This window comes from Brachybacterium sp., from assembly GCF_052095815.1.
Lineage (GTDB): Bacteria > Actinomycetota > Actinomycetes > Actinomycetales > Dermabacteraceae > Brachybacterium.
Genome location: NZ_JBQDLF010000075.1, coordinates 1 through 11,204, shown reverse-complemented (window position 1 = coordinate 11,204; position 11,204 = coordinate 1). Strand labels below are relative to the sequence as shown.

11 protein-coding genes are annotated in these 11,204 nt (G+C 71.1%); all 11 read right to left on the bottom strand.

Annotated features, from left to right (window positions below; translation table 11 throughout):
• Positions 1-14: 14 nt before the first annotated feature.
• Positions 15-992, bottom strand: a complete 978-nt coding sequence (locus ACTH43_RS17780) for a carbohydrate ABC transporter permease (RefSeq protein WP_441446227.1) — start codon at positions 990-992, stop codon at positions 15-17.
• Between the two features lie 74 nt (positions 993-1,066).
• Entirely contained in the window at positions 1,067-2,374 is a 1,308-nt protein-coding gene (locus ACTH43_RS17775; RefSeq protein WP_441446226.1) for an ABC transporter substrate-binding protein, read from the bottom strand.
• A gap of 114 nt (positions 2,375-2,488) precedes the next feature.
• Complete coding sequence (locus ACTH43_RS17770; protein WP_441446225.1) at positions 2,489-3,529, bottom strand: LacI family DNA-binding transcriptional regulator; 1,041 nt, start codon at positions 3,527-3,529, stop codon at positions 2,489-2,491.
• A 221-nt stretch (positions 3,530-3,750) separates the two neighbouring features.
• Positions 3,751-4,512, bottom strand: a complete 762-nt coding sequence (locus tag ACTH43_RS17765; RefSeq protein WP_441446224.1) for an SDR family NAD(P)-dependent oxidoreductase — start codon at positions 4,510-4,512, stop codon at positions 3,751-3,753.
• 80 nt (positions 4,513-4,592) lie between these two features.
• Positions 4,593-5,477: a prenyltransferase gene (locus ACTH43_RS17760; protein WP_299304083.1), complete on the bottom strand. Its 885-nt coding sequence runs from the start codon at positions 5,475-5,477 to the stop codon at positions 4,593-4,595.
• Positions 5,474-5,782 carry a lycopene cyclase domain-containing protein gene (locus ACTH43_RS17755; RefSeq protein WP_441446223.1) on the bottom strand — a complete coding sequence of 103 codons (309 nt, stop codon included), beginning with the start codon at positions 5,780-5,782 and terminating at the stop codon, positions 5,474-5,476. The genes ACTH43_RS17760 and ACTH43_RS17755 overlap by 4 nt, the downstream gene beginning before the upstream one ends.
• A complete protein-coding gene (locus ACTH43_RS17750; RefSeq protein WP_441446222.1) occupies positions 5,779-6,177 on the bottom strand; it encodes a lycopene cyclase domain-containing protein in 399 nt (132 codons plus the stop codon). Before ACTH43_RS17750 ends, ACTH43_RS17755 begins: the two co-directional genes overlap by 4 nt.
• Entirely contained in the window at positions 6,174-7,814 is a 1,641-nt protein-coding gene (gene crtI, locus ACTH43_RS17745; RefSeq protein WP_441446221.1) for a phytoene desaturase family protein, read from the bottom strand. The genes ACTH43_RS17750 and crtI overlap by 4 nt, the downstream gene beginning before the upstream one ends.
• Positions 7,811-8,677, bottom strand: a complete 867-nt coding sequence (locus ACTH43_RS17740; protein ID WP_441446220.1) for a phytoene/squalene synthase family protein — start codon at positions 8,675-8,677, stop codon at positions 7,811-7,813. The genes crtI and ACTH43_RS17740 overlap by 4 nt, the downstream gene beginning before the upstream one ends.
• Positions 8,674-9,486, bottom strand: coding sequence for a TspO/MBR family protein (locus tag ACTH43_RS17735; protein ID WP_441446219.1), 813 nt, complete (start codon positions 9,484-9,486; stop codon positions 8,674-8,676). The genes ACTH43_RS17740 and ACTH43_RS17735 overlap by 4 nt, the downstream gene beginning before the upstream one ends.
• Entirely contained in the window at positions 9,483-11,072 is a 1,590-nt protein-coding gene (locus ACTH43_RS17730; RefSeq protein ID WP_441446218.1) for an SDR family oxidoreductase, read from the bottom strand. The genes ACTH43_RS17735 and ACTH43_RS17730 overlap by 4 nt, the downstream gene beginning before the upstream one ends.
• Between the last annotated feature and the right edge of the window lie 132 nt (positions 11,073-11,204).

The window sequence follows — 11,204 nt, the reverse complement described above, 5'->3', positions numbered from 1 at the left end:
TCTCTCCGACGGTCTCACGCATTGCTCTTCTCCTTCTTCCACTGGGTGAAGTAGAGGTACACCAGCGACACCGCCAGCAGGAACAGCAGCAGGAGCACGCTCATCGCGCTGCCCACGCCGAAGTCCCAGGACAGGAACGAGGCGTTGTAGATGTGGAAGCTGATGAGGTCACCGGCCGGCGGCTGCGCCGTCCCGAACAGCATGTACGGGGTGTTGAAGTCGTTGAACACCCAGAGGAACATCACCAGCAGCAGGGTCTGGTTGACCGGAGCCAGCATCGGCAGGGTGACCGAACGCCACTGCCGCAGCGGGCTCGCGCCGTCCATCGCGGAGGCCTCGTACAGCTCCTCGGGGACGGACTGCAGCCCGGCCATGAACATCAGGAACGCGAAGGGCCACATGCGCCAGATCGCGACCACCACCACGGAGAGGAAGGCGTTGTCGCCGATCAGCCAGAACGGGGCGCTGTCCAGCAGCCCCAGCTGGTCCACCAGGATGTGGTTCACGGCGCCGGTGTCTCGCTGGAGCATGAAGTTCCAGGTGATCACCGAGGCGTACAGCGGCAGGGCGTAGGGGATCAGGAACAGGGTGCGGAAGATGCTGCGGCCGCGGAAGGGTCGCTGGAGGGCGACGGCTGCGGCCATCCCCAGGCCCCAGCTGAGGCCCACCACGAGTGCCGTGAACGCGAGCGTCACCAGGAAGGAGTTCAGCAGCTCCTGGCCGACGGGGGTGTTCAGATCCACCGCGATCCGGTAGTTCTCCAACCCGGCGAACGGGGCTTCCGTCCAGCGGCGGATGAAGAACTTGGTCAGCTCGATGAAGCTCATCCAGAACCCGGTCGCCATCGGGATGATGTGGATCAGCAGCTCGAGCAGCATCGCGGGCGCGATGATCAGGTACGGGAACAGGTGATGGCGGCGACGCCGCGGGGCCGGCCGGTCGGGACGCTCCGGCGGCGCCTTGGTGCCCTTCGGGGCGATCAGGCTGGTCATGGGACTCTCTTCGTCGGGGTGGCGGGCGCGCGGCGGCCGACGGGGGAGCGTGCCCCCGTCGGCCCCTCGGAGCCTCAGATGCGGATCGAGTCCTGCGCGGTCTGCATGGCGGTGACGACGTCCTCGCGGCTGACGGTGCCGCCGGTGGCGATGGTGGCGAACATGTTGTTCATCGCCTGGCCCACGGAGGTCTCGAACTGGTCCTCCCACGGCACCAGCGGCAGCGGCTCCGCGCGCTCGCCGTAGATCTCCATGAACATGTCCGCCTGCTCGGTGTTCTCGGTGAAGGTGGGCTTTCCGTCCACCAGCACGGGCAGGGAGGCGAAGGGCTTGCCCAGCTCCGCCTGCGTCTCCTCGGAGGTCATGAAGGCGAGGAACTTCAGAGCGCCCTCCTCGTTGCTGGTGTCCTTCATGATCGCGAGGTTGATGCCGGCCAGGTGCGAGGCGCAGTCGCTGGGAGCATCGGCCGGGGCGGGGAAGGGGACCGCCGCGAACTGCTCCGGGGTCATCCCGTTGGACTCGATGGTGGCGTTGGCGTTGTTCTGGTTGATGATCAGCGCGGCCTCGCCGTTGGCGAAGGCGGTGACGGACATGGTGCCGTTGTCGAACTGCGCATTGGAGGGGTTGACGACCTTGTGCTCCTGCATCAGGTCCAGGTAGCGCATGATGCCGTCGACCACGCCGTCCTCGGTGAAGGACGGCTTGCCGTCCGCAGTGTTCAGCGCGGCGCCGTTCTGGGTGGCGTTGATGAAGGCGAAGTGGTTGTTCTCCGTATAGGAGCCCGCGGCGAGGGACATGCCGTACACGCCGGCCTCCTCATCGGTCAGGGCCTTCGCGGCCTCGACCATCTCCTCCCAGGTGGTGGGCGGTTCGATGCCGGCATCCTCGAACATCTGCACGTTGTAGTACATGCCGTAGGCCAGGCCGTACAGCGGGATCGAGGTGGGATCGGTGCCTTCCGCGCCGCCGGTGGCCAGCGCCGCGGGGACGTAGCGCTCGCGGCCGCCGAGCGCCTCGAACTGCTCGTCGCCCAGCTCGAGGAGGCCACCGGTGGCCTGGAGGCTCACGCCCCAGGTGTTGCCGATGTTGACCACGTCGGGGCCCTGGCCGGAGGTGATGGCGGTCTGGATGCGGGTCTGGAGATCGGCCCAGCCGATCACCTCGAGATCCACGGCGATGCCGGTCTCCTCGGTGAATCTCTCGAGGACCGGGGTGAGCACCTCCTTGTCGTTCTCGACGCTGGTGCCCTGGTTGGAGGCCCAGTAGGTGAGCGTGTCCGGACTGTCGTTCGAGCCGCCGCCGGAGCTGGAGCTGCAGGCTGCGAGGCCTGCGGCGGTCACGGCGGCGAGCGGGGCTGCGGACAGAAGTGTGCGTCGTCGCATCGGGGTTCTCCTTGACGGAGGGTCACCGAATCGATTCAGTGCTTAATCGATTCGGTAAGTATGGGCACGAGATGCCGGGGCTGTCAACGGATGCCAGGCCTGTCGGCCGCGGGCTCAGCCGCCGGTGGAGGCGCGGGGGTGCAGCGTCGCCTCGGTGACCTGCAGCACCGTCCCGACGTCGCTCTGAGCTTCGTTGCGGTGCCCTTCGATCCGGCGCACCAGCAGGTCTCCGACGCTGTGCCCCATCTCGAAGGGGCGACGCGACAGGGCCGTGATCGCGGGGGTGATGACCTCGACGATCAGCGAGTCGTCCCAGCTGATCACACCCAGCTGGCGCGGCACGTCGATCCCGGCCTCCTGCGCGCTGAGCAGCGCACCGATCGCCAGCAGATCGCTCGAGGCGATGATGGCCGGTCGTGTGCTCACCGCGCAGTCCACCTGCGCGAAAGCCGAGCGTCCGCCCTCGATCGAGTAGCGGCCGGCGGCCCAGGTGTGCGGGAGCCCGTGCTCGAGGCACAGCTCCTGGATGAGGTCGCGGCGGCGCATCTCGTGGGCGTACTCGGCCGGGCCGGAGAGCTGGATGCAGCCGTTGTAGCCGCGTTCGAGGAGGTGAGCGACGACGGTGCGGGCGTCGGCGTCCTCGGCGGATTCCACCTTCACGAAGTCCTCGGGGCCCTGATAGTGGCCCAGCAGGCCGAACTCGAGGTTCAGGGACTCCAGCAGGGCCGGGCGGGCATCGTCCTGGGCGAGGTCCAGCAGCACCACGCCGTCCACCCGGCGCTGGCGAGCCCAGGTGCGGAACACCTCCGCCTCCTGGTCCCCGCCGCCCGGCACGAAACGGACCATCAGCTCATAGCCATGGGCGGAGGTCGCAGATTCGATACCCGCGGTGACCGAGGCGTAGAACGGCTCGCGAGAGACCTCCTTCGCGTCCCTGATCAGCACCAGTCCGATGTTTCCGCTGCGACCGCGGCGGAGCGCTTGGGCGCCGGAGTGCGGGGTCCAGCCGACGGTGCGGGCGTGCTCGAGAACCCGCTCGCGCAGCGCCGTGCTGACCCCCGCCTTGCCGTTGAGCGCATAGCTCACCGTGGCGGCAGAGATGCCGAGGTCACCGGCGATGGTGGCGACGGTCGGACGAGTGGACTTCCGCGACATAGGGGTGCTTCCAGATCTGGCGGCGGGGGCCGGGTCGGAGGGGACCACCAGCGCGGGGGGTGCCACAGGCGGCAGGGTCGCTGGATCCGCACATGATAGATCCCAGATCTGCGCGGCCGGTGAGGGCGGCAGGAGTGTCGAGCTCCGGCCGGGCCCCTGGTCCGATCACCGGAGGCCGGATGCCGGATGCCGGATGCCGGATGCCGGTGATGACTGATGGCTCAGGTGCGCAGGTGCGAGGCGCCGTTGAGATCGAGGATCGTGCCGGAGGCCCACTGCGCGGCAGGGGAGGTGAGGTAGAGGATCGCGGCGGCGACCTCCTCGGCTGTGCCCACCCGTCCGAACGGGCTCTGCGCCCTCAGGGCGTCCCCGCCATCGCCCTCGAGCTTCGGTCGCTGGCGCTCGGTGCCGATGAATCCCGGGGCGACCGACGCGACGGCGATGCCGTGCGGCGCGAGGGCGAGGGAAAGGGACTGACCCAGGGCGTGCAGCCCGGCCTTCGCCGCGGCGTAGCCGGGGGCGTCCCTCTCGCCGCGGAACGCGCCGCGGGAACCGACGTTCACGATCACTCCGGGTGCCTCGCGAGAGATCAGCGAGCGGGCGACCAGGTAGGACAGGTTCGCGGGCGCGGTGAGATCGACGTCGAGCATCCGGGTGAAGCGCTGCTGCCAGGTGGCGTAGTCGATCTCCGCCACGCGGTGGTCGGTGCCCGTGCCGGGGGCGATCCCGGCGTTGTTGACCAGGATGTCGATCTGCCCCAGCGCGCCCTCGGACTCCTGGACCACCCGCTGTGCGGTCGCCGGATCGGAGAGATCCCCGCCCACCAGTGCGTGGCCTGTGCCGTGGAGCAGCGCGAGGGTCTCCTCCGCCGCCTCCCGATCCGTGCCGTAGTGCACGGCCACTCGTTCCCCGCGCTCGCTCAGAGTGATCGCGGTGGCCCGGCCGATCCCTCGGGAGGCTCCGGTGACCAGTGCACATCTCATCTCGGCTCCTGTTCTCGCGGCGGCGCCCCGGCCGGGGCACAGTGCCATCATCGGGCATCGTCGCGCTCGTGCGGGCGCGGTCAGCGGGTGAGCGCGATCCCGATCAGCAGCTGGGTGAGCAGGAACCCGGTGACCAGGTTCAACCATAAGAACCGGCGCCAGCCCCGGTTCGCCTGCTCGGCCTGCTCGTCCGGCAGCGAGCGGAAGGGCCAGGTGCTGAGGAGATAGGGGAGCACGAGCAGCCCCGCGAGCATGGCCGGCCAGCCGGCCAGCAGCATCGTCACCCCGGCTGCGGCGTACAGCCCGATCGAGAGCCGCACCGTCGCCGCCGCCCCGATCACGGTCGCGATCGAGCCGATGCCTGCGGCCCGATCGGGCTGGACGTCCTGGACCGCGCCGAAGGCGTGGGAGGCCATGCCCCACAGGAAGAATGCTGCGAGGCTCGCCGCAGCGGTCAGTCCCACCGGTGCCCCGGTCAGCGCCAGTCCGAACGCTGCAGGACCCATGAAATGGAGGGAGGAGGTGATCGAGTCCAGCACCGGCCGCTCCTTCAGCCGCAGCCCCGGCGCGGAATAGCCGACCACCGCCGCCACCACTATCACCAGCACCACCGCAGACGCCAGCCCGCCCCACAACAGCAGCGCCACCACGAACGGCAGCGCGAGCAGCCCCGCCGACCAGAGCGTCACCGCGTGCCAGCGGCGGTCCAGGACGATGCCCTCGATCCCGCCCTTGCGGGGGTTTCGGAGGTCCGACTCGTGGTCGAACACATCGTTCACGCCGTACATCAGCAGGTTGTAGGGCACCAGGAAGAACAACGTGCCGACCACCAGGGGGAGATCCACACCGCCGCCGGCCAGGAGGTACGCGGCCGCGAAGGGATAGGCGGTGTTGACCCAGCTCAGAGGGCGTGAGGAGGCCAGCAGCTGGCGCGCAGCACCGGGCGCGGAGGCCACGGCGCTCATCGTTCGCGCTCCGGGGTCAGCAGCAGCCACAGCGAGGGAAGCAGCAGCCCGGCCGCGAGGGGCCAGGCGAGGTCCTCCACCGGGGCCAGCCCGATCCTCCAGCCCAGCAGCAGCGACTCCTCGAAGCGGAACAGATCGACCGCGATCATCAGCGAATCGAACAGCACCGTCATCACCAGGAGCACAGCGATGGTCCCGCCCGTGAGCAGCCACCAGCGGCGGCCGGGACGACGGAGCATCAGCGCCAGGGCGGTGGTGAGCACGGGGCCGATCAGGAACAGGCCGGCGAGGGCCGCGTAGCTCATCGCTCCTCCTCGAGGGTCGTGGCCGACGGGGCCGACGGGGCCGAGCGCCGGGCGGAGTCGCGGGGGCCGCGGGGGCCGCGGGGGCCGCTGCCCAGCCTCGCCAGGAGTCCCCACATGACGAGGGTGAAGTAGCACAGGAAGGTGACGAACACGAGCTCCTCGAGCGGCAGCTCGGGGGCGAGCATGATCCCGGTCATCAGCGTGCTCTGTCCCATCCCGTAGTGTCCGGCCGCGATCGCGGCGAGGTCCCACAGCAGGAAATATCCGATGCCCAGGGCGAGCACCAGGAGGGTGCGGCGCGGCGCGCGCCAGAGGGCCAGCCCGAAGCGTCGGTCCAGCAGCCCCATGCAGACGGCCGGGATCAGCAGGCCGATCAGGTACACCGATGAGGTCATGCGACGATTTCCTCAGCAGACGCAGAACCAGACGCGGACGCGGGCTCGGGCAACGGGGAGGCGGAGCGGTCGCCGCGCAGCCGCTTGGCGACCAGCTCTGCGCTGATCAGGCACATCGGCAGTCCGATGCCCGGGATCGTGCTGGAGCCGGCGTAGAGCAGCGAGCCGACCTTCCGCGAGACGTTGCCGGCGCGGAAGAAGGCGCTCTGACGCAGCGTGTGCGCGGGGCCGAGCATGCTGCCCTGCCAGGCGCCGAGATCCTCGGAGAACTCGGCGGGGCCCACGGTGCGGCGCACCACGATCCGGGAGGCCAGATCCGGGATCCCGGCCTGCTCGGCGAGCATTGTGATGGCCTCGTCGGCCACCCGCTCGACCGCCGCGCTGCCGGCGCCGTCCAGCCCGCCGCGGCCGAGCCCGGGATCAGCGGGAACGGGCACCAGCACGAAGAGGTTCTCGTGCCCGGCAGGGGCGACCGACGGATCGGTGGCCGAGGGGCGGCACACATAGGTCGAGGCGGGGGAGGGCACACGCCCCTCGCGCAGGGCGCCGAAGTTCTCGCGCCAGTCGCGGGTGAACAGCAGGGTGTGGTGCGCCAGTTGCGGCAGCTCGCCCTCCACCCCGAGCATCACCAGCACCGCGCCGGGCCCGGGGGTGCGGCGCCGCCACCAGGAGTCGGGGAAGGTCTGCAGGTGCCGCGGCAGCAGGGTGGTCTCCACCCGGTGCAGGTCGGCGGTCGCGACCACCACGTCGGCGGGCAGCGTGCGGGTGGTCCCGTCGGGCCCCTGCACCTGGACGCCGCTCGCCCGCGGCCGGCCCCGACCGCCGGGCCGCGCGGCATCAGGGGTGGTGAGGATCCGGGTGGCGCGCGTCGAGGTGTGCACGCGCACGCCCTGCTGAACGGCCAGAGCGGTGATCGCTTCGATCAGATGGGTGAAACCGCCCTGCGGATACATCACCCCGCCGGTGAGGTCCAGGGCGCTCATCAGGTGGTACATGCTCGGGGTGCGGTCCGGGGAGGAGCCCAGGAACACCGCCGGGTAGCCGAGCACCTGACGCAGCCGCGGGTCTCGGAACCTGCGCGCGACGAAGCGCTCGAGCGGCTCGGCGAGCAGCTGCAGCAGTCGCGGCGCCTGCAGCGCGACCCGCGCGGAGAGGAAGGGTCGCAGCGAGGTGAACGAGCTGTAGAGGAAGCGTTCGAGGGCCACGTCGTAGGTGCGGGCGGCGGAGTCGAGATGCTTCGCCAGCTGCAGGCCCGCTCCCGATTCGATCCGTTCGAAGGCATCGGCGTTGCGGGCGGCGGAGGCGCGGATGTCGAGCGATTCCTGGTGCCCCTCGAAGAACACCCGGTAGCCGGGATCCAGCACCTGCAGATCGAGCTGCTCGGCGGCGGAGGTCCCCAGCAGGCGGAAGAAGTGGTCGAAGACCTCGGGCATCAGATACCAGGAGGGCCCGGTGTCGAAGCGGAACCCGTCCTGTTCCCAGCTGCCGGCGCGGCCGCCGACCTGCTCGCGTGCCTCGACGAGGTCCACCGAGAAGCCGTCACGGGCCAGCAGGGCGGCGGTGGCCAGACCCGAGATGCCGCCGCCGATCACCACGGCGGTCCGGCTCGTCCCGGGTGCGGCGGTGCAGGCGCTCATCGGCGGGCCCCGAGCAGCGCGCGAGCGACGATCACTGCCTTCTCATGGTCGGGGACGCGCACGCGGGTGCGTCGGATCTGCTGCGCCGGGGTGGCGCGCAGCCGGCGCGAGAGGGCGCTGTAGAAGCCGTGGGCGGCGGTCACCGCGCGGCGGCTCGAGGTGGGCAGATGGGGGATGGCGGTGGCGGCATGTGCGAGGTCGGTGTCGATGTCGTCGAGCAGGCGGTCCCGCTCGGCGTCGCCGAATTCCTCGATCTCCAGGCCCGGGAAGTAGGTGCGGCCCAGCTCGTCGTGGTCCTCGGCGAGGTCGCGCAGGAAGTTCACCTTCTGAAAGGCGGCACCGAGAGCGCTCGCCGCTGGGGCGAGCCGTGCAAAGGCGGCATCGTCCCCGCCCAAGAACACGCGCAGGCACATCAGCCCCACCACCTCGGCGGAGCCGTGCACGTACTCCGCGAGGCTCGCCTCGTCATGACGGGAGACGGCGAGATCCGCGCGCATCGACGCGAAGAAGGGGTCGAGGAGCTCGGGGCCGATCCCGCAGCGCCGCGCCGTGAGGGCGTAGGCCTGCACCACGAGGTTGGTGGAGCGGGCGCCGGCCACCGCGCGTGCCGCCTCCGCGGCGAGGTCCTCCAGCAGCCGGGACCGCTCCGCGACCGGGAAGGTGGGATCCGGGTCGTCGACCGTCTCGTCGGCGATGCGGACCAGGGCGTAGATGCTGCGCACGTGGGTGCGCACCGGCTCATCCAGCATCCGGGTCGCCCAGCCGAAGGAGGTCGAGTACCCGGCGATCACGCAGTCGGCGCTGCGCTGGGCGACGCGGTCGTAGCGACTCGTCGGGATCTCGGCGGTCGTGCGCGGGCTCATCGGTCGTCCCGACCGGCGAGCGCGGTCTCTCGGGGCTGCGGGCGGCGCGGTGTGCGGAGCCACTGCGCGACGGCCGCGAGAGCGATCACGGTCGCGACCACCGCGGCGGCGATCGCCACGGCAGGGGCATGCGGCTCATCCGTCGCCCGGCCGACGGCGATCCACGCCAGGCCCCAGATCATCGCCAGCGGGGCGGCGATCGGACGGTGACCGGCAACGATCAGGCCCACCCCGATCAGGGCGACGACCGCGAGCACCAGGACGGCCAGCACGGAGGGGATGCCGAAGCCGGTGAACCCGGCGCCCTTGAGTGCGGCGGCGATATTGGCGCAGGTCGCGACGCTCACCCACCCGAGGTACAGGCCGAAGGTGCCGTCCACGGCGATCCGCTCGAGCATCCCGCCGGGGCCTCGGGCGGCGGTGCGACGGAACATATCGGCGAGGACCGCCAGCAGCAGCGCGATCACGACCACGCTGACCGCCACCCAACCTGCCTGGATGGTGAGGATCCACGCGGCATTCAGCAGCATCGAGGCGATGGCGTGAGGGGCGATGCCGCGCGCATCCTCACGGTCCCGCCACTGCCACAGCGTGTAGGCGCCGAGACCTGCGTAGATCACGGACCAGATCATGAAGGCGGAGCTCGCGGGTGCGAGGTGGGTGGAGTCGGCGGCGAGCAGCCCGCCGGCGGCCTCGGCGATCTGATCACCTCCGAAGGCGCCGACGCCGATCGCGGTGCCGACCATCGCGAGCAGGAAGCTCACGGTCACGGCGAGTTGGCGAGCGAGCGGACGCGCGGGGCGGGTCATGCTGTCTCCTCGGTGTCGGTGTCGGTGTCGGTGTCGGTGTCGGTGTCGTAACCGGTTCCGGTGCCCGAGCCGGCACCGGCGACGGCGCTGCGGCGGTCGGACGGGACGTCCTCCGCGGCGCGCGCGATGTTGCGCTGCATACCGCCGAACACGATCCCGTGGAAGGGCCACACGGCCCACCAGTACAGGTCGCCGAGCAGCCCGTGCGGGTGGTAGATCGCGCGCTGGTAGAGGATCGCGCCGCCGCCCTCGGCCTCCTGGACGCCGAGCTCCAGCCAGGCCTGTCCCGGCACCCTCATCTCGGCGCGCAGGCGCAGCAGGCGGCCCCGTTCGAGCCGCTCGACCCGCCACCAGTCCAGGGCGTCACCGACGGCGAGCCGGTCGGGGTGGCGGCGACCGCGGCGCAGCCCGGGGCCGCCGACGACGCGGTCCATCAGCCCGCGCGAGATCCACCCCAGGCGCCAGGAGTACCAGCCGCGGCGGCCGCCGATGCCCTCGATCACCGCCCACAGGGTCTCGGGGGAGGCGTCGACGTGGCGCTGGCGCTCGTCTCCGCGCACGATGCCGCCGGACCACTCGGGGTCTTCGGGCAACGGGGAGGACGGGGCGCCGGCGGGCGTGGCGGAGTGCCAGGCGGTGGCGACGTCGAGCTCCCGGATGCGGGCCAGTGCCAGCTCGATCGCGCGATCCACGCCGGTCAGGCCTCCCTCGGGATCGGGGACCAGGCCGCGCAGATCCGTCTCGGCGGCGACCGATTCGTGGATGAGCGATTCGACCAGCGGGCGGGCGATGCCGGTGGGCACCGGGGTGACCAGACCGATCCAGTGGCTGGCCAGGCGCGGGGTCAGCACCGGCACCGTGAGGATCCGCCGCTGCGGCAGTCCGGCGGCACGGGCGTAGGCCTGGAGGAGCTCGGCGAAGGTCAGCACGTCGGGCCCGCCGATGTCGAAGGTGCGGTTCGGGGCGCCCTCGAGACGAGCCGCGCCGACCAGATAGTGCAGCACGTCCCGCACGGCGAGCGGCTGTATCCGATTGCGCAGCCACTGCGGGGCGATCATCACCGGCAGGCGCTCGGAGAGGTGGCGCATGATCTCGAAGGAGGCGCTGCCGGAGCCGAGGATCACCGCCGCTCGCAGCACGACGGCCGGGACCGCGCCGGCGAGCAGGATGTCCCCGACCTCCTTGCGCGAGGCCATGTGCGCCGAGAGCTCCACACCCTCGGGATGGATTCCGCCGAGGTAGACGATGCGCTCCACGTCGGCCTGTGCGGCCGCCTCGGCGAAGGAGCGGGCGCCCTGCCTGTCGCGGTCGGCGAAGCTGCGACCGCCGCCCATCGCATGGATCAGGTAGTAGGCGACGTCGACCCCGTCGAGCGCGGCCTGCAGGCTCGCCGGGTCTCCGACGTCGGCCTCCACCACCTCGACCTGCCCGCGCCAGGGTCGGTCCTCGAGCCGGTCGGCGTGCCGCGCCATCGCGCGCACTCGGAACCCGGCCTCCAGCAGCGCGGGGACCAGGCGGCCGCCGATGTATCCGCTGGCACCGGTGACCAGGGTGAGCGGGGCGTCGTGGGGATCGGGGGCGTTCATGCGGGGAGCTCCTCTTCTGCCCGGGGGCGGGAGTCGCGGGACGACGGGCGGTGCTCGGAGGTGGGGGTGGGGAGCGTGAGCTCTGCCGCTCGGAGGATCTCGGTGGTCGCGAGGTCGAGGGAGGTGACGAGG

Bases quoted from the DNA above. Each gene is read 5' to 3' on its own strand.
- ACTH43_RS17750 (WP_441446222.1), bottom strand. From the start codon at position 6,177: ATGACCTCATCGGTGTACCTGATCGGCCTGCTGATCCCGGCCGTCTGC.
- ACTH43_RS17735 (WP_441446219.1), bottom strand. From the start codon at position 9,486: ATGACCCGCCCCGCGCGTCCGCTCGCTCGCCAACTCGCCGTGACCGTG.
- ACTH43_RS17775 (WP_441446226.1), bottom strand. From the start codon at position 2,374: ATGCGACGACGCACACTTCTGTCCGCAGCCCCGCTCGCCGCCGTGACC.
- ACTH43_RS17780 (WP_441446227.1), bottom strand. From the start codon at position 992: ATGACCAGCCTGATCGCCCCGAAGGGCACCAAGGCGCCGCCGGAGCGT.
- ACTH43_RS17765 (WP_441446224.1), bottom strand. From the start codon at position 4,512: ATGAGATGTGCACTGGTCACCGGAGCCTCCCGAGGGATCGGCCGGGCC.
- ACTH43_RS17740 (WP_441446220.1), bottom strand. From the start codon at position 8,677: ATGAGCCCGCGCACGACCGCCGAGATCCCGACGAGTCGCTACGACCGC.
- ACTH43_RS17760 (WP_299304083.1), bottom strand. From the start codon at position 5,477: ATGAGCGCCGTGGCCTCCGCGCCCGGTGCTGCGCGCCAGCTGCTGGCC.
- ACTH43_RS17755 (WP_441446223.1), bottom strand. From the start codon at position 5,782: ATGAGCTACGCGGCCCTCGCCGGCCTGTTCCTGATCGGCCCCGTGCTC.
- ACTH43_RS17770 (WP_441446225.1), bottom strand. From the start codon at position 3,529: ATGTCGCGGAAGTCCACTCGTCCGACCGTCGCCACCATCGCCGGTGAC.
- crtI (WP_441446221.1), bottom strand. From the start codon at position 7,814: ATGAGCGCCTGCACCGCCGCACCCGGGACGAGCCGGACCGCCGTGGTG.
- ACTH43_RS17730 (WP_441446218.1), bottom strand. From the start codon at position 11,072: ATGAACGCCCCCGATCCCCACGACGCCCCGCTCACCCTGGTCACCGGT.